A 23981-nucleotide genomic window follows, 5' to 3' on the forward strand; every position below is an offset into this window, starting at 1 on the left:
TCGGTCAAGCCGCCTTGGTCCGGAGAAAGCGACGGTACCGACTCGATCGTCAGTTAAATTTGATCACGCAGCGTGAACGCTCGCCCTGCTGCGCGGCGTGCGCTGAGCGCGAACACCACGAGCCGGCCTCGGCTCAACCCGACATGCCGATTTTCAAATGTCGAACGAGCTCGCCAGGTAACTACGCAGGCATGGGGAAATCGTCTCGCAAAACCGACAGCACCGCCGAGGAAGCACCGCTCACCATCGAGGCGATCATGGCCGAGCACCTGGAAACGGTCCGCCGCTACGTGGAGCGCCAGGGCTTCCGCGGCGCGGATCGGGACGACCTGGTCCAGGAGATCTTCCACGGCGCCTCGCGGTCTCTGCCCCGGTTCGATCCCCGCATCGCCACCGTGCGCACCTGGCTCCGGCGGATCGCGTTCAACCTGACGTCCAATGAGCGCAAGCGCGCCCATCGCCGGCACGAAGAGCTGTGGCCGGAGGAGGCGCAGGAAGGCCTCTCCAGCGCAGCGCCGGACTCCGAGACACGGCTCATCGAGGCGCAACAGAGCGACATCCTCGCAGATCTGCTCCAGGAGGTCCCTCCGCGGCGCCGCGTGATCCTGGTCGCGCACGACCTCGAGGAGGAGGCGGTCCAGGACATCGCCGAGGAGCTCGCGATGCCGCGCAATACCGTGTGGAACGACCTCCGGCTCGCGCGGCTGAGCCTCGACGCCGCCGCGCGGCGCTGGCGAGCGCGGAGACGCGGCCGTGGCGCCCTGATTGCGCCGCTCGCCTTCGCGTTCGGCGCGACCGAAGCGCGCGCCTCCTCGGGGCCGCTCCACGGAGGCCGGCTGCGGCGGCTGCTCGACCTGGCTCGCCGCGCCCTCCGGCGCGCGCCGTCTCACGGCGCGGCCAGCCTGCCGGCGAGCTCGTGGAACGCGTCGCTGGCCCCCCCACGTGCCGTCCGCCGATCGATGGCCAGCACCGCAAGCGGCGTCGTGGCGGGCGCGCTCGTGCTGCTGGCCGCCGGCGGGCGCGGCGAGATCCCTCCGCCGAACGCCCATGCGGTCGCGCTTCGCTCCCCGCAGGCCGCATGGCCCGCTCAGCGCGGCAGGGCCGTCCCCTCCGGCCTCGAGGTGCCCTCGGAGGAGCGGGCCGAAAGCGACGTGAGCGGCGCCCTCACGACCGCGCGCCGTGCCCCGGCGAGCCCGCGATACCCGCCCAGCCCTCATCGGGGCGAAGGCATCCAACTGCCCTCCTCCGAGGTCCGGCTGATCCGGCAGGCCTTCGCGGGGCTCGCCGCCGGTCGCCACGACGCCGTGCGGCTCCTGCTCGAGCAGCACCGGCGCGACTTCCCGCGAGGCGCTTACGCGAGAGACCGCGAGGAGCTCCTGCGACGGCTGCCGGCAAAGGCGCGCCGCGACTGATACGCGGCCTCGGCCCGGTCAGCCGCGGAGAGCGTCCGATTCGCGCCATTCCGTCCCGTTGAGCCCGTCAGGCGTTGCCATGGCCCCTCGGGCTCTGCCAGCATCAGGCCGTTTTGCTCAACCCAAGGAGGCGCCTATGGCAGCCCCCCCCATCGATCCTTTCGAGACGAAGATCTATCGCAAGTTCGCCCGCGCAGATGGCCGCGGTCCTAAGCTGAGGACGCCTCCCCCGGCCCAGGCTCCTCTTCGGGGGGTGGTTCCCACGCGTCCCACCCCTCGTCCGGCGCGAAGATGCCGAACGCATCCATGAACTCGCGTGCCGTCTGCACGATCGGCGGAGAAGCCACGGTGCTGAAGCGCCAACCAACGAGCAACGCCCGCATCCTCCGTATGATATCGAGGATCTTCAACTCCTTCTCTCCGCATGTCTGCCCTTTCATCATTTCAACAAGATCGTCGAGAAGAGACAGGATCTCCGCTTCCGGCAGCGGCTCTACGGTGGTTGCTCGCGCGAGGTACCGTGGCGCCGCGAACGCGGTCATTAAGTTGAGTACGCCACCAAACGCAGACATGAGCCGGCGCTGTCTGTCTCGAGCTGCTTCGTCGACCACGACATCGCGGAGCACCGCGCAATCCCGTTCGTCTTTCTCATCCTCCACGACCACTGCTCCTCATTGTGAAAAACAGAGGGGCCCCACAAAATTTCCCTTGAACGCCGACACGGCGCCAGCTCCTACGGCGACAACCTTGGGCGGTGACGTATTGATCTCAATGCAGACATAAGAGCACCATGTCTTCCACACGAGTCCCTTCAGACGTTCGGCGACCCACTCCGGGCAGTTGCGACACGCTGCGCTTCCGCAATCATCTACATAGCAATAGTGATCAACGGGAGGAGGAAAGTACCCGCATGGCGTCGGGTTCTTGCAGCCCTCTCGACCACACTCCCATTTTATGGAAAATGAAAGCTCGGCGGCGGCTGGATCAAGGGTAGCGAGCCATATGTCTGCCTCCTCGGCAGCGAGTGGCATGGCCTGCTGAAGGAGATCAGCGAGAGCCGCTTCGTCAAGCGTCATAGGATCAAGGCCCAGTGCCTCGGTGGCGCCCACGAGGTAGGTGGTCACGAACCCTGCCTTCTGCGAAGCCAGGGCAAGTTCGCTCGGATCGATTTGTTCGTAAGCCTCGTTGGCTCGCTCCTCCGGCGTCTTGACGTCGTCGGGGAGGGTCTTGACGTCGTCGGGGAGGGTCTTGTCGTCCTCGCCCGTTTCGGAATTGGCCGCTTTGTCCTCGGTTCCGGGTCCGATCTTTATGGTGCAGCCCGAGGCCGTCCAGAGCGCCATGTTGCAGAATAGAAGAATAGCACCGGCGCACAAGAATTTGCCACGGGCGAGGGACGATTCTCTCATCGGCAGCGTTTCGAAGTTCATGTGCTGCATGAATCGCTGAATAGACAGACGGCCTCGACCCAGGCCGTCTCGGCTCGGCCATTTTGAGGTACCGGCAAGCGCGTCGTCGGAAGGTGGGAGCCTTCGCTCCTCGGGCGTAGCGGTTCGGCGCTCGCTGGTCAGGTCGCGATTGAGGACACCTTCGCGACGGACCTCCTCGCCGCTGCCTTCACCCTTTCGGAATCTTGGCGCCGCGGTAAAAACGGTCGGTTGTTGCGCATCCTCGTCGCTTTGCTTCTTATCTCGTCCCATAAACCACCGGTCCGGAAGGTGCTGCCGTGGTGCTAGGCAGGGCGAATTTGTACCGCGCGTCCCTGCGCAAGGTCAACTTGCGGAGCTGCTCGTCTGGAGCAGAGAGCGGGGCGGGGAGACCGATGGAAGCCGGATCCTCGCCCGGATGCCGCCGACACCCCGTCGGACTTACATCCGCTCACTTTTTGCTGTCACGTAATCGTGCCTGACTTGCCGACGAGGCGATCGCTACACGCGCGGCCCTTGTGGACGGACACAAGTGCCTGGCATCGGCTCCCGGCGACTTGCAGAAACACGGTTCGTGCCGCTCGCCGTCGCCTTCGGCGCCGTCGCCCCCCCCGCCTCGGGGGCCGCTCCACTGAGGCCGCCTGCGGAGGCTGCTCGACAGGACCCGCCGCGCCCCCGGCACCATGCAGGATAGGAGCAGGAGCCCCCTCGGCCCGGTCAGCCGCGGAGAGCGTCCGATTCGTGCCAACCCGTCCCGTTGAGCCCGTCAGGCGTTGCCATGGCCCCTCGGGCTCTGCCAACATCAGCGCGTTTTGCTCAACCCAAGGAGGCGCCTATGGCAGACCCCTATATCGATCCTTTCGAGACGAAGATTTATGGCAAGTTCGCGCGCGAGCAGATGGCCGCGGTCCTGATGGGCAAGGTCGCTGCCCTCGACGGCATGGTCGAGTTCGCGATGGGCAAGCAGCTCCTCGCCGATCAGGCGATGTCCGACGTCCTCGATCGCCAGCCCAGGCCGGCGCCGGAGCTCGACACCGCCGAGGTGCTCGACGAGGCGCGGGACGTCATCGTGCGGTTCGGTTCGTACCTCGACTCGCTCAAGGGGAGGCCGGTCGATCCAAGGCTGTTCTTCCGCGGCGAGATGCCGAGCGTCCTCGCGCGCCGGCGGATCACCAAGCTCACCGCCGCCGTCGGGCACATCGCCGACGAGCTCGAGAGGCAGCGCGAGAAGGTCCGGGGCGCGGACGCATGGCTGGCCGAGCTCAGGGAGGCGCACGAGAAGCTCGGGATCATCGAGCGGCAGCAGCGCGCCTCGCGCGTCGAGCGGATCGAGCTCGGCCCCGAGGTGTCGACCGCGCGCGAGGCCTGGCTGGGTGTCTACAACGCGAACAAGAGCCTCGTGCGCGGGCTGCTCGCCCACCTGGGCAAGCCCGAGCTCCTGCCGCTCATCTTCGACGACCTCGCCGAGGTCCACCGCACGACCGGCGTGAGCGACGCCCTCCCGCCCGGCCAGCCGGCCGCGCCGGACACGCCGGCAGCCGCGCCGTCCGCCCAGCCGGGGGCCTCGCCGGACGCGTGAGCCCGCGACCCGCTGCAAGGCTTGATGCAAGTCTTGCAGCGGGCGACCCGGTCGCCGAGTTGGCCGTTTCAAGGCTTGAAACGGCCGACTCGGCGACCGAGTGGGCCGTTTCAAGGCTTGAGACGGCCGACCCGGCGGCCCAGCGGGCCGTTTCAAGGCTTGAGACGGCCGACTCGGCGACCGAGTGGGGCGTTTCAAGCGTTGAGGTGGACGGCGAGGCGGTTGGATCGGGATTTCAAGCGCAGCAGAGCGGGCACCGCCGCGCCAGCGCGGCGCCGGCTCGATCACCGGCATCGAGAAGTTCGCAATGCGCCTGCGAGCGCGTCCCGCTACCTCTACTGCGGGAAGTTGCCCCGGATGAGCAGAAAAACCGCCAAGGCGCCGAGGTCGCCAAGAGAAGAAGGGGAGGGCCGTCCCGGCATTCCCCCTCTTATTTCCGTGGTTTCTTGGCGCCCTTGGCGGCTTGGCGGTTCGCTTCTCAGGGCGACCTCCCGCAGTAGTGCTACGGCTCCGCCAGAATGCCCAATGACCTGCACGCTGGAGGTGCCGGACAGGCTCGTTGCGGGTCAGCTCTCCGCGGCAGCGCGACCCTTGCGGGCGCGACGACCCCGGGCCATGGCGCGTGAGCGGCTGCCGGAGGCGTGCGCTTCCCCGGACCTGTCCTCTTGCCGCTTCTGACGCTGCTGCTCGACAAGCCGGACCAGATCGGAGGCGACTTCCAGCACCTCAGGAGGTGCATGGACAGGCTTCCCGGCGATCTGACGGAGCGCAACGACGAGCGGCTCGAACAAGAGCCTGGCCGGGAGTGCCTCAAGGAGGGCTAACGCTCTGTCGACCTGGCCCGCAACAGCGGCCGCGATGAGGAGATCACGCAGGCTGTCCGCCACTTCCCGGGCGTCGTCTTCCGAGGAAAGGATTTGCTCGACCACCGGGAACGCCTCGTCCCACAGCCCGGCCCCTTCTCCGAGCAACACTGCGCCACTGATCCTCGTCATTAGATGATTGCCTGAGGCCGCGAACACTCGTCCGGTCCAGGGGTAAGCAAGCTCCAGCTCCCTCTGATGCTCGTCCTGCCACCTATCGCTGTCGACTCCGGATTGAGGATTCACTGAGCTGAGCCATGCCAGCATCGTCAAGATCGGATTCGTGATACAGTGGCGCTTCGCCTTGTCGTACGCTTGAAGAACACCGCTCCAGCTCTTCTGAACATACTGCGCAGCGGCGACGGCGATCCACGCCCAGCTCTCCCTCGCAACTGCCGCTTGCTCGTACTCGCGCAGGAGTCGGGCTTGGTCGCTCGGGCTCAGTACTTGCAAGGCCTTGACTAGCTGCTCAGCGAGCCTTGGGTTCTGCGCGCTGATAGCAAGCCATTTCCTCACACAATGCTCCGCGTCGGATGGCCGACCGGCTTTCAGATAAGCCTCCGCTGCTATCACGGCAGAAGGACACCCGTCCATGCCCCAACGTGCCTCGGTCTCTGCCAGACGTTCGAGAACTGCCCCTGCCTCGGCAAAACGATCCACATGTGCATATCCGCTTGCTTCCTGCAGCAAATCCCGCGCCGTCTCGAAACGCGTGATTTCTGTGAGCACCAAATGATCGAGCGTCCCTTTGAGAGACGCGCTGATATCCGGCCAGCTCAAGACGTCAAACCGCGAAATTAGCGACAGGACAAGCTCGCGCCGCAGCTCTGGGTCGCGCACGCGCTGCACGATTCCCTCCATCACATCGAAGTGGTCCCTCCGCTCCTCCGGCCCGAGCCCCTTCGCCTCCTCCGCGATCCGCCCGAGCAGCCCCACGAGGCCATCACCCTCGTAGAGGTGCACCATGAAGTCCACCACCGCCCGCACGCGCGCGGCGCCCGCCCCGCGGCGACGGAGCAGGTGATAGATGTTGTACAGCCGCTCGCTCAGCCGGTACCTGAGCCTCCGCCCCTGCCCCTCCTCGACCACGGCCCCGCGCCCCACGAGCCGGTGCAGCAGCGCGCTCGCGTGGTTGACCTCCATCCGCGCCGCTTCCGCCACCTCCCGTGCCGTGGACGGTGTCCAGAGATCCGCCAGTGTCACATAGGCCTTGCGCTCCGTCGGCGGCAGGCTCTCCAGGTGGCTCTTGAAGTAATCGGTGTTGTCGTCGACGAGCTGCGTCAGGTTCTCCATCAGGTGGCGCAGCGATGTCTTCGCCGCAAACGACGCCAGGATCCCGAGCAGCCGCGGGTTGCCCCCCGTCAAGATCTGCATCGGCCGCACCCGGCGCTCGCTCGACTCCACGCCGCCCACCGCCTCCCATAGCGCCCGGCACTCGGCCAGGTCGAGCGGCTCCAGCCCATATATCGCGAACATCTCGTACAGCGCCTGCTCCTCGTCGACGATGGCGCCGAACCGAGACGTCGCCGTGGCGAGCAGCAAGATGCGCGGCTCGTTCTGCAAGGTGTGCCGCAACGACCACGCGTCCTTCTTCGACATCTGCTCGTCGAGCAGCATGTGCAGGTTCTCGACGACGAGCAGGATGCGTTTGCTCTGCTCCTCCGCGAACCCAACGAGCCGCGCGAGCGCCCGCGCGCACAATCTGTCGTCGTCCCGCTCGGCCCGGAGCTCGTCGTAGAGCGCCTGCCAGTGCGCGTCCCCGGTCTGGTCGGCGAGGTGCATGATCGCTTCAAGCCAGAGCTCGCCGATCGTCGAGACCGTGTAGCTCTCCTCGCCGAACACCAGCGGATACCAGCGCGCGCCGAGCTCCGGATCCTGCGTCACGGTATCGGCCAGCATGCGCACCAGGGTCGTCTTGCCCATGCCGCGCGATCCGAACACGAGCACGTGCTGGTTCGAAGGACCCGTGCTGTCGCGGATGTACTGGAGCACGATGTCTAGATCGCGCTTTCTCACCACAAACGACGACCGCAGCTGCTCCGGCGTGAGGAACGCCGGGTTGTGCTTCATGAGCGGCGCGTTCATGGCGCGCCTCGCGCTGCCGCCGGGGTGAACTGGGCCGCGAACCGCCCCTTCCACCAATCGCGCAGCAGGAGCGATGCAAAGACGAACGCGCCGGCGTCGTTGTCCACGAGGTACCCGTCGTGCCTCAGCACGTCCATGACCCGCCGCAACACATCCTGAGGCTTCTCCCCCGACGCCCCTGGCTCCGCGATCGCCGCGTTGTCCCGCGCGAGCGTCATCGCCGCCTCCGACGTCAGGACCCCGACGATCGCGGCCTCGGTCAGGAGATCCAGCGTGAGCGGCAGGTCCTTCTGCCCGAGCACCAGCTTGAGCCGCTCCTCCATGTGGCTCAGCTCGGCGTGCCCGCGCGTGCTGAGCATGCTGTGCACGTAAACGCGCTCGACGTCCTCGAGGGACACCTCGTGCTGGCCGCGGCGCTTCGTATCGTTGAACACGTGGTTGAAGAACATCTGCACATGATGAGGAATGCAGGAGCCGAGCTTCTCCACCATGCGCCGCGGCGCGCCCTCGCGCAGCACCACGAGGTAGTTGTTCGCGAGCGCCTCCAGGCACCCCATCGCCGTCTCCTCGTCCCACGGGCGCAGCTCGTACGGGGTGAACGTGTTGATCGTGGCGCTCAGACCGGCCTGGCGCAGCACAGGCTCAAGCCCGATCGAGCCAGCGACGACCAGCCGGATCTTCGATCGATGCTTGATGGTCTGCGCTCGCAGGAACGACAGGAACTCGTCCGTGAGCTTCCTCCGCTCCGGCGTGATGTTGTAGTCATCCCCCTTGAGGAGCCTGTTGACGAGGATCGGCAGCTCGTCCATGAAGATGACGACAGGCTTGTCGGCGTCGGCGAGCGCATCGAAGAGTCGCTCGCCCTTGGCCTGCCAGTTCTGCTTCAGGTGCTCACGAAACGTGAGCTTGAACTCCTCGGTGCCGAGCGATTCGATCCGCTCGGCCTTGTCCCGCACGAGCTCCTTCGCCCTGTCCCAGAGCGTCTGGTGAGGCCTTGTGGCCACACCCAGCTCGACGATCGCGTCCTCGCCGCTCTGGGACCTCTGCAGATCGAGGAACAAGCACTTGTAGTTACCCTGCTCGAGCTCTTCGCTGAGCTTGCGCATCAAGCTCGTCTTGCCCACGCGCCGTGGTGCAGCGATGAGGACGTTCGCCCCCTCGTCCAGGAGTTCCTTGAGATCCCAGACTTCCTGCTCGCGGTTCCAGAACCGCTCGCCGCTCACCCAGTTCCCCACCTCCCGGACGAGCTTCGCCTTGCTCTGCATGGGCTCAACCTACCCCGCCGCGCACCGCTCGCAACAGTTTCGTTGGCAAGCGATCCGCCCACTGTCCGGCACGCGCCGCCGCCTCAGATCACCCTGTCCGCGAGCGGCTCCCCCCGCTCGAACCGCCGCAGGTTCGCCAGGAAATGCTCCACCTGCGCCATCGGCTCCTCGCGCCGCCCGCCGGCCGTGTGCGGCGTGATGACGCAACCCGGGGCGCGCCAGAGCGGGTGTTCCGGCGGGAGCGGCTCGGGATCCGTCACGTCGAGGTACGCGCCCGCGATCCGGCGCGCCTCGAGCGCCTCGAGCAGCGCGGCCTGGTCCACCGTGACGCCCCGGCCGACGTTGTAGAACCACGCGTCCGGCCGCATCCGCGCGAGCAGCGCGGCCGAGACCAGCCGCCGCGTGCCCTCGGCCTCGGGCAGGCTCGAGACCACGTGATCCGCCCAGGCGAAGGCGTCGCCGAGCTCCTCCCTCGCGACCACGCGGAAAGGCTCATCGCCGCGGGAGCGGGCGCGCAGGACGCAGAGCTCCACCTCGAACGGGGCGAGCAGCTCGGCGAGGCGGCGGCCGATGGCGCCGAAGCCGAGCAGGAGCACCCGCCGGCGGCGCAGGAGCGCGCTCCTCGACCGCACGGAGGCGTCGGGCCAGCCGCGCGGGCCGAGCTGGTTCTCGAGGCACTCCGGCAGCCGCCGCGAGGCCGAGAGCAGGAACGCGAGCGCGTGCTCCGCGCAGGGATCGGCGTAGACACCGCTGCTCGTCGTCAGGGCGGCGCCGCGGGCGGCGAGCGCGGCGCGCACGGCCGCCACGTCGTAGCGGGCGTACCCCGCGGTGCTGAGGTGCACCCAGCGGAGCCGCGGGGCCGCGCACACGTCGTCCGGGTGCGGCTGGCCAAAGACGACCTCGGCGCCGAGGACGAGCGGATCCGGCGCGACGACGGCGAGGTTCTTCGCGGAGCGCGCCGCGGCCAGCTCGAGCGCGTGCGGCGCGACGCCCTCCGTGAGCGAGCGCGCCGCCTCCGCCGGCAGAACAACGGTGCTCGCGATGATCAGCCGATCCACCGGCGCCTCCCCCCTCACCCGTGCACCGCGCGCCCGAACTCCCGCATCCAGGCCTGCTCGTCCGCGGTGAGCGGCCCCTTCGCGAGCGCGTCGAGGTTCTCCTCCACCTCGGCCCGGCTCTTCGGCCCCGTCAGCGCGAGATCCACGTGCGGGCTGGAGAGCTGGAATCGATAGCAGTCGCCGGCCGTCATCGCCGGGCGATCCCAGCCCTTCGGCTGCTTCAGCAGCCGGCGCCACGCCGTCGCCGTGTAGGCGAGGATGCTCGGCTTCGCGTCGCGCACGTGCGGGAAGATGTCACGCTCCGCGCCGGGGTGCGCGGCGTTGTAGCGGATCATGAGCAGGTCGAGCGGCGACGACTCGGCCAGGCCGCCCGCCCGCGGGCGGTCGTGGATGCTCACCCCGAGCGCCCGCACCTTGCCGCTCTCGCGCAGGTGCACGAGCTCGCGCTCGGTCGCGCTCGTCCAGGCAGATCCGACGCCGAGCCAGCTGAGCAGATAGACATCGAGGTGATCGGTCCCGAGCTCCCGGAGCAGCTTCTCGGCGCCCCGGCGCACACCCCATCCGAACCAGCCGAGCTGCGCGTAACCGACCACCGCGACGCTGTCGCGGCGCCCCTTCAGCGCCTCGCGCAGCGGGTTGCCGAGCCCGCCCGAGCGCATCGTCCAGAGGAAGAGGTTGACGCCGCGGTCCATCGCCGCGCGCACCCCGCCCTCGTCGATGCCGTAGTTCGCCGCGAGCCCGAGCCGGAAGATGCGCTTGCCGCGAAACGCGGTCGGCGCGCGGTGGAGCCAGTCGTCCATGCGGCGGATCTTACATCACCTCCGTCGATGTCACCGGCCCCGGCGCGCCACACATTCGCCGCCCACGGCCGCCCCGACCTGTGCGAGACTCCCTGGCCACCGATGGGCCAGGACTCCCCTCCCCGGTGCGCCGGCTGCAACGCTCCGCTCCCGGAGAACGCCCGCTTCTGCCCCTCGTGCGGGCAGCTCGTCACCGCGCCGGATCCCGGCCCCGCCCTCGCCGCGACGGCGTTCCCCGCGACGCACCTCGGCGCCGTCGGGCTGCCGCCAACCTCCCTGCCGCTGCCGCCGGTGCGGCTCTTGCCCGGGACGGAGATCAGCGTCTATCGCATCGAGTCGACGCTCGGCGAGGGCGGCATGGGCGTCGTCTACCGCGCTTACGACCGGGCGCGCGAGCGCGTCGTGGCCGTCAAGTGCCTGCACTCGAACCTCTGCGGCAACCCCGAGATCCGGCGGCGGTTCGCGCGGGAAGCGCGGGTGCTCCGCTCCTGGAGCCACGACAACGTGGTCGCCGTCTACGATTTCGTCGAGCGCGATCACCTGCTCGCGATCGTCATGGAGTACGTCGACGGGTCGACGCTGGTGCGGCACCTCGAGCGGTGGCGCGGGCGCATCCCCTTCCAGGAGATCCGCGCGCTGTTCGGCGGCGTCCTCGACGCGATGGACGAGGGGCACCGCATGGGCATCATCCACCGCGATCTCAAGCCCGACAACATCCTCGTCACGACCGGGAAAGACGGCCTCTCCCCCAAGATCGTCGACTTCGGCATCGCCAAGATCCTGGAGGGGACGACGTACACGCTGAGCGGCGCGTTCCTCGGGACGTGCTGTTACATGTCGCCCGAGCAGGTGAAGAGCCCCCACGCCGCGGATCGGCGCTCGGACATCTACTCTCTCGGCGTGACGCTCTACAAGCTGACGACAGGGCAGGTGCCGTTCGACAGCCCCAACCATTTCGCCGTGATGATGGCCCACGTCGCCGACGCCCCGGCGCCCCCCTCGTCGCTGCGCCCCGACCTCCCGCCGGCCCTCGACCGGCTCGTGCTCGACGCGCTCTCGAAGGACCCGGCGGGGAGGCCGGGGTCGTGCGCGGAGTTCCGGGCGCGGCTCGACGAGGCGCTCTCGGAGTTCTCGCCCGCCCCGTCGCGGCCCTCGTCCGACGGGCGCGAGCTCGCGCCGACGGTCCGCGAGAAGACCGGCGAGCAGATGATCCTCGTCCCCGGCGGGCCGTTCCTGAGCGGGCAGCAGCGCAGGAAGGTCCATGTCGACGCGTTCTACATGGATCGCACGCCGGTCACGAACCGCCAGTTCAAGGCGTTCCTCGACGTGACCGGGTACCGCCCCGACGACGACGACGCGAGCCGGCTCCTCGCCCATTTCAGGCGCGGCGAGATCCCCGCGGGCTTCGAGGACCACCCCGTCGTGTACGTGTCGTGGGACGACGCGCGGGCCTACGCCAACTGGGCCGGCAAGCGCCTGCCGACCGAGGCCGAGTGGGAGAAGGCCGCGCGCGGCACCGACGGCCGCAAATACCCGTGGGGGCGCGCCGAGCCCGGACCCACGCGCGCGAACTACGACAACCGCGAGGGCGGGACGGTGCCCGTCGGCTCGCTGCCGGGGGGCGCCTCTCCTTATGGCATCCTCGACCTCGCCGGCAACGTGTGGGAGTGGTGCGAGGACTACGACGATCCGCACTTCTATGCGGACGGCCCCTCCCACAACCCGCGCAACACGCGGCCCTCGGATCGGCCGCTGCTCGTGATGCGCGGCGGCTCGTGGATGTACGGCGCGCAGTCGCTCCGCACCTGGGCGCGCACGAGCTTCGAGGCGCACTACCGCTTCGCCGGCGGCGGCTTCCGCTGCGTGCGAACGGCCTCGTCGAGCTGAAAGCGCGGGCGGCGGCTGCTGCGCGGGCTCGGCTGTTCGGCGCGGGCTCGGCTGCTCGGCGGGGGCGCGCGGCGCACGAGCGCCTGGTCAACCGGCGGCGGCGCGGATAGAACGCCGGGCGCAGATGCAGACGAACAGGGCCAGGGCGAGCGGCGGCGTCCGCGTGCGGCTGACCGGCGTCCGGCGCGTCTTCCCGGTGCTGGACGACGCGGGCCGCGCGCCGGGGGACGGCGCCCCCGGCGTGATCGCGATCGACGGCATCGATCTCGACATCGCGCCTGGCGCGTTCGTCGCGCTGCTCGGGCCCTCCGGGTGCGGCAAATCCACGCTGCTGCGGCTCGTCGCCGGGCTGGACCGCGCCGACGCCGGCGCGGCCGTCGTGGAGGCCGAGGAGGCGCCGGGCGGCGCAGGCGGCGCGCGCGCGCCCCTCGCGTACGTCTTCCAGGACGCCCACCTCCTGCCCTGGCGGAGCGTCCTCGAGAACGCCGCCCTGCCGCTCGAGCTCGCCGGCGCGCCGCTCGACGAGCGCCGCGCGGCGGCGCGGGCCGCGCTCGTCCAGGTCGGCCTGGCCGACGCGGGCGCGCGGTACCCGGCCGAGCTCTCCGGCGGCATGCGCATGCGGGTATCGCTGGCCCGCGCGCTGGTCACGCGCCCTCGGCTGCTCCTGCTCGACGAGCCGTTCGCCGCGCTCGACGAGCTCACGAGGAGCCGGCTCGACGACGAGCTCCGCGCCCTCTGGGCCGAGCTCGGCATGACGGTGCTCTTCGTGACCCACTCGATCACCGAGGCGGCCTACCTCGCCGAGCGCGCCGTCGTCCTTTCCCCGCGGCCGGCGCGCGTCGTCGCCGACCGCACGCTTTCGCTGCCGGACAGGCGGACGGCCGCGCTGCGCACCGAGCCCGCGTTCGCGCGCGAGGTGCGCGCGCTGCAGGAGGCGCTGGAGAGCGGCGGGGCGTGAGGCCCCGCGGGTAGAACAGGCGCGCTGTCGGACTCCGGCGCTGCACGACACTCCCGCTATCGAGCGTGGGCAGCGCGATCGGCACTCGCACCCAGGTTACCTCCAACACCCTCCGTGCGCCGGAGCTCTCGGCCCCCACCGCGGCCGTCCCCACGGCTCGCGTGGCCCGCTCCCCCTCTGCCCCCGCTTGCCGCTGACGGCTGCCGCGCGCGACGCCCATCGTGGGCAGAGCTCCCACTCGCCGCACGATCCCGCGCGCGAACGCGCTTCCATGCCGACAGCGCGCTCGTACAATCGCCTCATGCCCACGTGCCCCCGGCGGTTGCTTCCCCGCGCTCTTCCTTGGTTTTTGCTCGCTGCAGCGGCCTGCGGCGGTGATCCGGATCCCGCCCTGCCACCCGGCGACGGCGGCGGGGGCGACGGCGGCACGAGCAGCAGCTCGAGCGAAGGCGGCGGGTTCGTCGGGTCGATGGCCGCCTCGGGCGGCGCGGGCGGCGAAAGTGGCTGTGAGGACGTGAGCTGCCGGGCGGACCAGCACTGCGAGGAGGAGGACGGACAAGGCACCTGCGTCAACAACACGTGCGACGACCTCACCTGCGACGCGACCGAGGTGTGCGAGACGCCCCCGGACGCAGGCGCGCGCTGCGTCGATATCGCCTGCCAGAGCGACCTCCAGTGCGCCTTCAACCAGTTCTGCAACGGCACCATCTGCGTCGTCGATGCGTGCACGGCCGGCGCGCGGACGTGCGACGGCAACAGCCTCCAGCTGTGCGTGTCGAACGGCAGCACCACGAGCGAGCTCTTCACGTGCGGCGGAGCGGCCTACTTCGAGAGCACGTGCACCGACGACGGCGCCGGGACCGCCAGCTGCCCCTGCGAGGACGACTGGGACTGCCCCACCTACGCCTCCTGCGAGGTCGGCTCCTGCTCCGGCACGGGCGCCGCGCCCACGTGCCTCTTGCCGCCGGAGCCGTTCGCGGGTGCCCTGCCGCAGAACGAGATCCAGTGGGGAGGGCAGAACCGCGCCAACTCCGACGCCGCCAACAGCCCGTTCAAGACCTCGGCGCAGACCGTCATGACGCCGCTCGTCGCCAACCTCGACGACGACAACGGCGACGGGCTCATCAACGAGCTCGACTTCCCCGAGATCATCTTCACGACGTTCTGCGGCTCGAATTTCGGCAAGCAGGGCGTCCTCCGGGCGATCCACGGCGGCGGGCCCCGCAAGGGAGAGAACTACTTCGCGGTGCTCGGCGCGCAGGTCTGGCACGAGGGCGACCCCATCGACGCGCCCTACGCCTGCGCCGACGCGACGCTGATGCCGACCGCCGGGCTGGCCGTCGGCGATCTCGACGGCGACGGCGTCCCCGAGATCGTCGCGATCACCGCCGTCGTGACGGGGTCTGGGGCCACGGAGGTGACGAAGACAGGGCTCCAGATCTTCAGCAACACGGGCGAGACCAGGGTCCTCGTGAACGAGATCTGGACGGGCTACAACGAGCCGTCGCCCGCGCTCGCCAACGTCGACGGACAGGGGCTCCCGGAGATCGTGGTCGGGCCGAACGTGTTCACGTTGCGCGTCGACGAGGCGACCCGCGAGCTCTCCATCGTCGACCACTTCAAGGGCGACAAGGCTCAAGGGATACAGGGGTCTCTGACGAACCAGCAGAACCGGCTCGGGCCCATCGCGTGCGTCGCGAACCTCAACGACGACCCCCGGCTGGAGATCGTCGCGGGCAGCACCGCCTATGGGCTGCCCCGCCCGCCGCCCGGCGTGAAGAGCAGGGCCGAGTGCGCGCCGCCCTACGCCGACAGGGAGGCGACGGCGTACTGCGAGGGGAAGCTCATCGAGGTCTGGGACGGGCAGACCGTCAACGGCACCGCCGGGATCCCGAACGAACAGCGCGACGGCCTCTGCGCCGTGGCCGACATCCTCGGGCGCAACCAGGCCACCGCGCCCGGGCCGAACAACCCGCTCGATCAGCGCCCGGAGGTGATCCTGTTCAACAACGGGCACTTCTTCGTGCTCAACGGGCAGAACGGCACCATCCAGCGCCACGAGGAGATGAAGGCCATGGGCACCACCTTCGACGGCGGCGCCCCGAACGTGGACGACTTCGACGGCGACGGCTTCCCCGAGGTCGGCACGGCGTTCGGCCTCCGCTACATGATGTTCGATCTCCAGGCGCCGACGGCCGAGTGCCCGGCGTGGCCCAACGCGTTCACCGACGGGGTCGCGGGATTGCAGGGCAACCCGGAGCGGACCCCGAACGGGAAGCCGTGCACCACGGACGAGGAATGCGGCGCCCCGGGCGCGGCGACGTGCAACCAGCAGCGGGGCACCTGCGTCTGCTACCACAACGGCTGGCAGCGCTTGACCGAGGACGACTCGAGCCGCACCACCGGGTCGAGCGTGTTCGACTTCAACGGCGACGGCGCCGCCGAGGTCATCTACAACGACGAGTGCTACTTCCGCATCTACGACGGCGTGACGGCCGACGTCCTGTTCAAGGTGCCCTCGCCGAGCCGCACCCGGTCCGAGTACCCGATCGTCGCCGACGTCGACAACGACGGCAACGCGGAGATCGTGTTCGGCACCTCGAACGAATCGACCCATTGCTCGCAAGGCACCGACTACAACAACGGCCTCGAGGTCTGGGGCGCGCAGAACGACCTCTGGGTCTCGGCGCGCCGCATCTGGAACCAGCACAGCTACCACGTGACGAACGTGCTCGAGAGCGGCGGCATCCCCCTGAAGGAGCCCGAGAGCTGGAAGCCGTACGGCGGCCGCGTCTACAACACGTACCGCTCGAACCCGCGGTCGTACGGCATCGCGCCGGATCTCGCGCTGAGCGGCATCCAGGTCTCGTCCCCGAACGCGACCTGCGGCGAGCTCACCAACGAGGTCGCCATCACCGTGCGCGTCGAGAACCTCGGCGATCTCCGCGTGGGCCCCGGCGTCGCCATCAACTTCTACGGCGTGTGGGACACGCCGGACGTTGATGAGCCGCTCTATGGTGACGACCTCGCCCCGCTGCAGTTCGTCCTCCAGAGCAGCATCGAGCCGCACAGCTCGTTGCTCCTCACGGTGCACTACAACGCCGCGCACAACGCGCAGCAGACGCTGCCCGCCCGCGTGCGCGCGGTCGTCGACGAGAACGCCGTCGAGCGCGAGTGCCACGAGGACAACAACGCGCTCACCGCGCCCCTCGACGCCGGCAGCGCGCGCCCGGACCTCCAGATCGAGATCGGCCGGGTGAACACCAACAAGTGCGCCGTGAAGCAGGTCGACGTCCCGACGACCGTCACCAACGCCGGCTCCGCGCCGGCCAGCGACGTGCGGATCCGGTACTACGCGGGTGATCCCGGCCAGGGCGGGACGGCGCTCCACGAGGAGGTCATCCCGGGGCCGATCGCGCCCGGGGTGAGCGTGAACCTCACCGCCACCATCGAGAAGTTCCCGTCGAACCTGTCGATCCTGATCTACGCCGTCGTCGATCCGGACGGGGCGATCGACGAGTGCAACGACGGGAACAACAAGGACGCCGCCTCGGACAAGCTCCTGTGCCCGGAGATCAACTGACGCACCGTCGTCCGGCCGGCGGGCCTCCCCGCCAGCCGGACGCGCGCCACGCCGGCGCCGCGCGCCGCGCTGGCGCCGCGCGCCGCGCTGGCGCGCGCTGACGCGCGCTGACGCGCGCCGACGCACGATCGCCGGCTCCCGCCCGGGGCGCGGTGCTATGCCTGTGCGCCCCGCCGCGCCGCGGATGGCGGCCCGCGAGGCGCGCCGCCCCGGCGCGCTGCCCCCCGCGCCCCGCGACCCAAGCCCCCACAGCGCCATGCTCGGAACCTCGAACCTTTCGAAATCATTCGGTGATCGGACCCTCTTCGAGGGCGTCTCGCTCAAGCTGAACGCCGGATCCCGCTACGGCCTGGTGGGCGCGAACGGCTCGGGGAAGACCACCTTCCTGAAGATCGTGGCCGGCGACGAGCCCGCGAGCGACGGGAGCGTCAGCATCCCGAAGGACGCGCGCGTGGGTGTGCTCCGGCAGGACCGGTTCCTCAGCGACGACCAGATCATCCTGGATCTCGCGATGATGGGTGATCGCGTCGTGTGGGAGGCGCTCGTCGAGACGCGCCGCCTCGCGGAGGACGGCGGCGACGCCGGCCGGGTGGCGGACCTGGAGGATCGCATCCGCGCCCACGACGGCTACACGCTGGAGGCGCGCGCGAGCGCCGTCCTCGAGGGGCTCGGCATCCCCGTGGAGGCGCACCGGAGGCCGCTCTCCACGCTCTCGGGCGGCTTCAAGCTGCGCGTGCTGCTCGCGCAAGTGCTCCTGGGCGGCGCGGACGTGCTGCTGCTCGACGAGCCCACGAACCACCTCGACATCCTCTCCATCCGCTGGCTCGAGAGGTTCCTGGCCGGCTACAAGGGCTGCGCGGTCGTCATCTCCCACGACCAGCGCTTCCTCGACAACGTCGCGACGCACATCCTCGACGTCGACTACGAGACGATCACGCTCTACACGGGCAACTACGCCGCCTTCGTCGTCGAGAAGCGGTCGATCCGGGAGCGCAAGCAGGCCGAGATCGCCCGCGCCGAGAAGATCATCGCCGACAAGCGCGCGTTCGTGGAGCGGTTCGGCGCGAAGGCGACCAAGGCGCGCCAGGCGCAGAGCCGGCTCAAGCAGATCGAGAAGATCGAGGTCGAGGAGCTCGCCGACACGTCGCGGCGTTCGCCGCTGTTCCGGTTCGCGATCCAGAGGCCGAGCGGGCGCGACGTGCTCGAGGCGAAGGGGATCTCGAAGTCGTACGGCGCGAAGCAGGTGCTGCGCGACGTCTCGCTGTCGGTGCGGCGCGGCGAGCGGGTCGCGGTGATCGGGCCGAACGGGCTAGGCAAATCGACGCTGCTCAAGATCCTCGTGGGCCGGCTCGCGGCCGACGCCGGCGGCGCGTCGTGGGGGCACGAGGCCCGCGTCGGCTACTTCGCCCAGGATCACCGCGAGCTGCTCGTCGACGGGTCGATGACGCCGCTCTCCTTCCTGTGGGAGGCGTGCCCCGACGAGTCGCCGAGCTACGTCCGCGGCCAGCTCGGCAGGGCGCTGTTCTCGGGCGACGACGTCGAGAAGAGCGTCGGCTCGCTCTCCGGCGGCGAGGCGGCGCGGCTCATCTTCTGCCGCATCATCGTCGAGCGGCCCAACGTGCTCGTGCTCGACGAGCCGACCAACCACCTCGACCTCGAGGCGATCGAGGGGCTCGTCGAGGGGCTCAAGGCGTTCGAGGGGACGGTGCTCTTCGTCTCGCACGATCGCTACTTCGTCTCCGAGCTGGCGACGCGCATCCTCGAGGTGACGCCGAGCGGGCCGCGCGATTTCCCCGGCACCTACGAGGAGTACCTGGCCGGCTGCGGCGACGATCACCTCGACGCCGACACGGTGGTGCTGAAGGCGAAGCGCGAGCACCAGAAGGCGTCCGCGCCTGCGGAGGCGGGCGGCTCCTGGGAGGAGCAGAAGCGGCGTCGCAACCGGCAGAAGGAGCTGCCCGCGCGGCGCGACAAGGTGCTCGCGTCCATCGAGGCGGCCGAGGCGCGGAAGAAGGCGATCCACGACCTCTACTGCAGCGACGGCTTCTTCGAGCGCACCGGACAGGCCGAGATCGCGGCGCTCCAGGCCGAGGACGAGGCGCTCGGCCCGCGCATCGACGCGCTCATGGCGGAGTGGGAGCAGCTGGAGCAGGAGATCGCGGAGCTCGGGGCGGTCCTGCCGCAGTGAGATCGTGCCGGGCTGCCCGGCCCCGGGAGAGGGGGTCCGCCGCGCGAGCGGCGGCTCGCCTAATGCCCTCTTGTCTTGCGGCTGGCCATGTCGATGCCGACGGCCAGGATGAGGATGATGCCCTTGATGATCGGCTGCCAGAAGCTCTCCGTGTTCATCAGGCTCATCCCGTTGTCGAGCGAGGCCATGACGAGCGCGCCGAGCAGCGCGCCCCAGATGGTGCCCTGCCCGCCGAGGAGCGACGTGCCGCCGATCACGGCGGCCGCGATCGCGTCGAGCTCCATCATCCGGCCGGCGTCCGAGGTCGCGGAGCCGACGCGGGCGGTGAGCACCACGCCCGCGATGCCCGCCATCACGCCCATCAGCGTGAACACGGCGATGAGGTGACGATCGATGTTGATGCCGGAGTAGAAGGACGCCTCGCGGTTGCCGCCGATCGCGTAGAGGTGCCGCCCGAACGTCGTGTGCTTCGCGAGCACCGTGAACGCGGTCGCGAGCACGAGCACGACCAGCACGGGGAACGGGACACCCTCGTAGGAGTTCATCAGGGCGGCGAACGCGAGGGAGAACACGGCGAGCCCGATCCACGGGTAGCGCGCCGTGCCGGTCGCGCGCGCCGCCTTGTACAGCAGCCCGACGCAGAGGATGCCAGCGCCCGCCCAGCCGAGGGTGTGCGGCACGTACGCCTGGCCCACGAACAGGTAAGGACGCGCCGGCGAGATGGACACACCACCTGTCAAGCCGAGGATGGAGCCCTGGAAGATGAGCATCCCGCCGAGCGTGACGATGAAGGGGGGAATCCGCAGCCGCGCCACGAGGGTCCCCTGCACGAAGCCAAGGACGGCCCCGAGCAGGAGCGGCAGGATGAAGGCGGCCGGCAGCGGCCAGCCGAGGCTCACGTAGATCATCGCCGATGAGGCGCCGAGCAGACCGGCGAGCGCGCCCACCGAGAGATCGATCTGCCCCGCGACGATGACCATCACCATGCCGATGGCCAGGATCGACGTCACCGACATCTGCCGCGCGAGGAGCGTCAGGTTGCGCGGCGTCACGAACGTCCCATCGGTCGTGATGGAGAAGGCAATCCAGATCGCGATGAGCGAGCCCACCATCGAGAGGGCGCGCCAGGGGATACGCACGCGAAGCTTGGCCTCGCTCATTCCGTCACCTTCCTCGTTGCAGCAGCCATCACGCGCTCCGCGGTCGCGTCCTTCCGGTCGAGGCAGGCCGTCGGCCTGCCCTGGTTGAGGACCAGCACACGGTGGCTCATGCCGAGCAGCTCCGGCAGATCGGAGGACACGAGCACAACGGCGAGCCCATCCGAAGCGAGCTTGTGGATGAGCTGGTAGATCTCCGCCTTCGCCCCGACGTCGATTCCTCGGGTCGGCTCGTCGAGCAGCAGCACCCGCGGCCCCGTCATCAGCCATTTGCCGATCACGATCTTCTGCTGGTTGCCGCCCGAGAGCTGGTTCGCGAGCGCGAGCGGCCCAGACGCCTTCGTCCTGAGCGCCTTCATCTGCTCGACCGCCGTGACCTCTCGCTCGGCGTGATCGAGGAAGAGCCCCTTCACGAACCGCCGCAGGGTCGCGAGCGTGATGTTGTCGAGGAGGGTCGCCTCGAGCACGAGCCCGTAGCGCTTGCGATCCTCGCTGACGAGCGCGATGCCCGCGTCGATCGCCTGCTCGGGCGCCCTGTACGGCGGCGTCGCGGGCCCGCCTCGGACCGAGATCGCGCCGGTGACGCGGCTCGTCGCAGCGCCGAAGATCGTCGAGAGGAGCGCGGTGCGGCCGGCGCCCATGAGGCCGCCGATGCCCAGCACCTCGCCGGCGCGCACCTCGAAGCTCACGTCGCGCAGCACGAACCGCCCGGGGTGCCCGCCGTCCTCGACCGACCAGCCCTGGACCGACATCGCCACGGGGCCCTCCGGCGGCGGGGGGCAGGGGTAGAGGTTCGTCACCTCGCGGCCGACCATGTACGAGATGACGTTGTCGGGCGAGAGCGCTGTCCGCGGCTGGGTCGTGATCGACTTCCCGTCACGGAGGACCGTGATGCGGTCGGCGATCTCGAAGACCTCCTCGAGCCGGTGGCTGATGTAGATGCAGGAGACGCCGCGGGCGCGCAGATCGCGGAGCAGGCCGAGCAACGTCTTCACGCCGGACTCGGTGAGCGCCGCCGTGGGCTCGTCGAGGACGAGGATCTTCGCGTCCTTGAGCAGCGCCTTCGCGATCTCGACCATCTGCTGCTGGCCGATGCCCAGCTCCTTGATCGGGCGCTCGGGATCGATGTCGAGCCCGACGCGCGCGAGCGCCTCCCGCGCCAGGGCCCGCACCGCGTCCCAGTCGATGAGCCCACCGCGGACGGGCTCCCGCCCGAGCACGAGGTTCTCGGCGACGCTGAGATCGGGCACGAGCGCGAGCTCCTGCGCGATCAGCGCGATGCGGTGCTCCTCGGCGCTGCGCATGCTGCTGAACTGCACGACGCCGCCGTTCAAGCGGATCTCGCCGCCGTAGGTGCCTGCGGGGTAGTAGCCGCACAGGATCTTGATGAGGGTGCTCTTACCCGCGCCGTTCTCGCCGCAGAGGGCGTGAATCTCGCCTTCCTGGAGGTCGAACGAGACGCCATCGAGGGCTTTCACACCGGGGAACTGCTTCGTGATCGATGCGAGCTCGAGGAGAGGCATTGTCCTGGGCGCAAGGGGGCGTCAGCGCGCGGCCACGTTCGCCTGGGAGGGGCCTGCGATGCAAGCACTTTGTTGGAAGCGCGCAGAGGATCCAGGCGCGCAGGTCGTCAGCGTCACGCGTCACGCGTCACGCATGTTTCCTGGGAGGTGCGGGGGGCGAAGAATGTATGAGAGCCCCCGGCGAGGGAGCCCGGAGCGGCCCGGGCGACGGCGCTCAGTTGTAGAAGCCGAGGTCGTCGATGTAGAGGTCGAACTTGGGTGCCTTGCCGATCTGGAACTGGAGCGAGTAGAGCTTCGCCGCGTCGATCTGCTCGGTGCCCGCCGGATCGCCCCAGCCGCCCTGCTTCAGCTCCGCGAAGGGAATGGTGAACTGCTGCCACTCCTCGGTGGCGGCGAACGTCTTCTGCCACGCGTCGCACTTGTCTGAACAGGCACCGCCGGCAGGATCCGTCCCCGGGTCCGAGATCATGACGGTCGCGCTCGTGCCGGAGCCCGCGCCGAGCTTCGCCCAGAAAGTGATTCCGGTGTACGCCGAGGCGTCATAGGAGGCCTTGACCCCCTCGGGGCTGTTCAGATCGAAGCCGAAGCCAGCGCCCCACTCCGTGAAGCCCTCCCCCCACGAGCGCGCCGCGTACATGCTCTGCGCGCGCGCCGGCTCGAGCGCCGTCATCGTGAAAGGCTCTGCCCCGGTCCCCTCCGGATCGGGCGGCGGGGTCTGCATGGCCCCCTCCGTCGCGTCATTGAAGGTGTACCAGTAACCGACCCGCCCGCCGTCGGCCAGGATGGCGTTGTCGTTGTCCTCCATGTCATCGATCATCTCGATCGTCTGGGGGCCGGCGCCCGCGCCCGTCGACGCCGAGGTGCTCGCGGCCGTCGAGGCCGTGGAGGTGTCGGTGGTCCCCGTGCTCGCCGTCGTGGTCGTCGGGTCCACGGTGCCCGCGGAGGTCGTGCTGCCGGCGCTGCCGGCGCCGCCAGCGCCCCCGCTCCCGCCGCCGCCGCCGTCGTCCCCGCCGCACGCCGCGAACGCCGCGACAGCCAGTCCACAGACCGCCAAGTTAAAAGCACGCAGGAAAATTCTAGTTGTCATACGTTCACATCTCCGTATCTACGTTATTCTAATCAGCGCTCGCTCTGGGCCGGACGTCAATTGAATCGAGGAGCGTCCTGGCGCGGCGAGTATCGCCTGGAAGCTCAGGCCCTGCAACCTTCTTCTTTGCTCGCTGCAATCCATCTTTGTCATCGTTCGCCATCGTTCGCCATCGTTCGCCATCGTTCGCCATCATTCGCCCTCGTTCGCCATGGAGGCGAGGCTCGCGCGAATGTCCTAGTTGGGGCCGCTCGCAACGGCGGTGGCATGTTCGGAGCGTCGTTGAGACGTGAGCGCCTGGATCAGCGCGAGTGGCCGCCTGCTTGCAAGGCGCCTTCGCGGGCTCTCTCGGCGAGGCTCGGAGGAGGAAAGATGGCACGGGCGAAGGCTGGCCGGCGAGCGCGCGCCGCGGCGCAGAGGAGCGCGCAGAGCGCGGACCGGGAGCAGAGCGGCGGTGAAGGCGCGCCCCCGACGGAGCAGCAGAGAGCCCCGCGGAGAGAGCGGCAGAGCGCGGCGGCGCAGCGCGCGAGCTGCGCGCGGCTGCCGGGGAGGAGGGGAATCGCGGGGCTGCTCCTGAGCCGGCTGGAGACGGCGGCATACCGCATCCACGAGCGGGTCGCCGGGCTGTCCGAGGAGCGGCCGGCGCTCGGGGTCGAGATCGCGGCGTCGGCGCTGCGGGCGCTCGGGGCCCGCACCCCGCGGGTCGTGAGCAGCGTCACGGTGAGCCACGCGCGGGCGGCGGTCCTCCACGCGCTGCAGGACGCGGCGGGCGTGCGGCGCCTCCTGCCGAGCATCGGGCGCGTCGAGGCCGGCGCGAAGAGGCAAGCCTCGACGATCCGGGCGGCCGGCGCGGGTGGCCCGGAGCGCACGCCGGCAGGGGTCGTTTCGCTCGCGACCGCGCCGGGCGACAGGGGCACGGAGATCAAGGTGGTGCTGCCGGGCGCCCGGCCGCGGGGGCGGCTCGCGCGCGCGGCGGGCGAGCTGCTGGCGGAGCTGCCCAGGCGGCAGCTGCGGGGCGAGCTGCGGCGCCTGAGGCAATGGATCGAGATCGGCGAGATCCCGACGACGGCGGGGCAGCCGTCCGGCCGGGCAGACCGTGAGAGGGAGTGACC

Annotated in this window: 16 protein-coding genes; 7 read left to right on the forward strand and 9 right to left on the reverse strand. The window is 69.8% G+C overall.

Features of this window, described 5'->3' with window-relative positions; genetic code table 11:
* Window positions 1-14 precede the first annotated feature (14 nt).
* A complete protein-coding gene (locus WMF45_RS30845) occupies window positions 15-1412 on the forward strand; it encodes an RNA polymerase sigma factor (protein ID WP_437708607.1) in 1398 nt (465 codons plus the stop codon).
* 209 nt (window positions 1413-1621) lie between these two features.
* Here the strand turns inward: WMF45_RS30845 and WMF45_RS30850 are convergent, their stop codons facing one another.
* Window positions 1622-2071, reverse strand: coding sequence for a hypothetical protein (locus WMF45_RS30850; RefSeq protein WP_437708609.1), 450 nt, complete (start codon window positions 2069-2071; stop codon window positions 1622-1624).
* Window positions 2072-2083: 12 nt separating this feature from the next.
* Window positions 2084-3109, reverse strand: a complete 1026-nt coding sequence (locus WMF45_RS30855) for a hypothetical protein (RefSeq protein WP_437708611.1) — start codon at window positions 3107-3109, stop codon at window positions 2084-2086.
* 562 nt (window positions 3110-3671) lie between these two features.
* On the opposite strand from WMF45_RS30855, the gene WMF45_RS30860 reads away from it, so the two are divergent.
* Complete coding sequence (locus tag WMF45_RS30860) at window positions 3672-4415, forward strand: hypothetical protein (RefSeq protein WP_437708613.1); 744 nt, start codon at window positions 3672-3674, stop codon at window positions 4413-4415.
* Window positions 4416-4981: 566 nt separating this feature from the next.
* On the opposite strand, the gene WMF45_RS30865 is transcribed toward WMF45_RS30860, so the two are convergent.
* From WMF45_RS30865 to WMF45_RS30880, 4 genes are all read right to left on the reverse strand, one after another.
* Window positions 4982-7363 (reverse strand): ATP-binding protein, encoded by a 2382-nt coding sequence (locus WMF45_RS30865; RefSeq protein WP_437708614.1) that lies wholly within the window; start codon window positions 7361-7363, stop codon window positions 4982-4984.
* Window positions 7360-8628, reverse strand: coding sequence for an ATP-binding protein (locus WMF45_RS30870; RefSeq protein ID WP_437708616.1), 1269 nt, complete (start codon window positions 8626-8628; stop codon window positions 7360-7362). The genes WMF45_RS30865 and WMF45_RS30870 overlap by 4 nt, the downstream gene beginning before the upstream one ends.
* Before the next feature lie 83 nt (window positions 8629-8711).
* Window positions 8712-9686, reverse strand: a complete 975-nt coding sequence (locus tag WMF45_RS30875; protein ID WP_437708618.1) for an NAD(P)-dependent oxidoreductase — start codon at window positions 9684-9686, stop codon at window positions 8712-8714.
* A gap of 14 nt (window positions 9687-9700) precedes the next feature.
* A complete protein-coding gene (locus WMF45_RS30880) occupies window positions 9701-10486 on the reverse strand; it encodes an aldo/keto reductase (protein ID WP_437708620.1) in 786 nt (261 codons plus the stop codon).
* Window positions 10487-10588: 102 nt separating this feature from the next.
* Here WMF45_RS30880 and WMF45_RS30885 point away from each other — a divergent pair, with 102 nt between their 5' ends.
* The 4 genes from WMF45_RS30885 to WMF45_RS30900 all read left to right on the forward strand — a co-directional run bounded on the left by WMF45_RS30885 (window position 10589) and on the right by WMF45_RS30900 (window position 19102).
* Entirely contained in the window at window positions 10589-12373 is a 1785-nt protein-coding gene (locus WMF45_RS30885; RefSeq protein WP_437708622.1) for an SUMF1/EgtB/PvdO family nonheme iron enzyme, read from the forward strand.
* Between the two features lie 124 nt (window positions 12374-12497).
* The gene (locus WMF45_RS30890; protein WP_437708624.1) at window positions 12498-13331 is read left to right on the forward strand and encodes an ABC transporter ATP-binding protein; all 834 of its coding nucleotides are present in this window, start codon (window positions 12498-12500) and stop codon (window positions 13329-13331) included.
* Between the two features lie 349 nt (window positions 13332-13680).
* The gene (locus WMF45_RS30895; protein WP_437708626.1) at window positions 13681-16914 is read left to right on the forward strand and encodes a CARDB domain-containing protein; all 3234 of its coding nucleotides are present in this window, start codon (window positions 13681-13683) and stop codon (window positions 16912-16914) included.
* A 256-nt stretch (window positions 16915-17170) separates the two neighbouring features.
* Window positions 17171-19102 (forward strand): ABC-F family ATP-binding cassette domain-containing protein, encoded by a 1932-nt coding sequence (locus WMF45_RS30900; protein WP_437708628.1) that lies wholly within the window; start codon window positions 17171-17173, stop codon window positions 19100-19102.
* Between the two features lie 59 nt (window positions 19103-19161).
* Here WMF45_RS30900 and WMF45_RS30905 read toward each other — a convergent pair whose 3' ends face one another.
* From WMF45_RS30905 to WMF45_RS30915, 3 genes are all read right to left on the reverse strand, one after another.
* Entirely contained in the window at window positions 19162-20262 is a 1101-nt protein-coding gene (locus tag WMF45_RS30905; RefSeq protein WP_437708629.1) for a sugar ABC transporter permease, read from the reverse strand.
* Window positions 20259-21782 carry a sugar ABC transporter ATP-binding protein gene (locus WMF45_RS30910; RefSeq protein ID WP_437708631.1) on the reverse strand — a complete coding sequence of 508 codons (1524 nt, stop codon included), beginning with the start codon at window positions 21780-21782 and terminating at the stop codon, window positions 20259-20261. Before WMF45_RS30910 ends, WMF45_RS30905 begins: the two co-directional genes overlap by 4 nt.
* 214 nt (window positions 21783-21996) lie before the next feature.
* Window positions 21997-22869 carry a CIA30 family protein gene (locus tag WMF45_RS30915; RefSeq protein ID WP_437708633.1) on the reverse strand — a complete coding sequence of 291 codons (873 nt, stop codon included), beginning with the start codon at window positions 22867-22869 and terminating at the stop codon, window positions 21997-21999.
* 372 nt (window positions 22870-23241) lie between these two features.
* On the opposite strand from WMF45_RS30915, the gene WMF45_RS30920 reads away from it, so the two are divergent.
* Window positions 23242-23979 (forward strand): hypothetical protein, encoded by a 738-nt coding sequence (locus WMF45_RS30920; RefSeq protein WP_437708635.1) that lies wholly within the window; start codon window positions 23242-23244, stop codon window positions 23977-23979.
* Window positions 23980-23981: the final 2 nt, after the last annotated feature.

The sequence above is a fragment of the Sorangium sp. So ce448 genome, assembly GCF_051520915.1.
Classification (GTDB): domain Bacteria; phylum Myxococcota_A; class Polyangia; order Polyangiales; family Polyangiaceae; genus Sorangium; species Sorangium cellulosum_B.

Excerpts from the sequence above, each read along its gene's own strand:
- WMF45_RS30855 (WP_437708611.1), bottom strand. The coding sequence starts at position 3,109 with ATGGGACGAGATAAGAAGCAAAGCGACGAGGATGCGCAACAACCGACC.
- WMF45_RS30860 (WP_437708613.1), top strand. The coding sequence starts at position 3,672 with ATGGCAGACCCCTATATCGATCCTTTCGAGACGAAGATTTATGGCAAG.
- WMF45_RS30865 (WP_437708614.1), bottom strand. The coding sequence starts at position 7,363 with ATGAACGCGCCGCTCATGAAGCACAACCCGGCGTTCCTCACGCCGGAG.
- WMF45_RS30870 (WP_437708616.1), bottom strand. The coding sequence starts at position 8,628 with ATGCAGAGCAAGGCGAAGCTCGTCCGGGAGGTGGGGAACTGGGTGAGC.
- WMF45_RS30880 (WP_437708620.1), bottom strand. The coding sequence starts at position 10,486 with ATGGACGACTGGCTCCACCGCGCGCCGACCGCGTTTCGCGGCAAGCGC.
- WMF45_RS30885 (WP_437708622.1), top strand. The coding sequence starts at position 10,589 with ATGGGCCAGGACTCCCCTCCCCGGTGCGCCGGCTGCAACGCTCCGCTC.
- WMF45_RS30890 (WP_437708624.1), top strand. The coding sequence starts at position 12,498 with ATGCAGACGAACAGGGCCAGGGCGAGCGGCGGCGTCCGCGTGCGGCTG.
- WMF45_RS30900 (WP_437708628.1), top strand. The coding sequence starts at position 17,171 with ATGCTCGGAACCTCGAACCTTTCGAAATCATTCGGTGATCGGACCCTC.
- WMF45_RS30905 (WP_437708629.1), bottom strand. The coding sequence starts at position 20,262 with ATGAGCGAGGCCAAGCTTCGCGTGCGTATCCCCTGGCGCGCCCTCTCG.
- WMF45_RS30910 (WP_437708631.1), bottom strand. The coding sequence starts at position 21,782 with ATGCCTCTCCTCGAGCTCGCATCGATCACGAAGCAGTTCCCCGGTGTG.
- WMF45_RS30915 (WP_437708633.1), bottom strand. The coding sequence starts at position 22,869 with ATGACAACTAGAATTTTCCTGCGTGCTTTTAACTTGGCGGTCTGTGGA.
- WMF45_RS30920 (WP_437708635.1), top strand. The coding sequence starts at position 23,242 with ATGGCACGGGCGAAGGCTGGCCGGCGAGCGCGCGCCGCGGCGCAGAGG.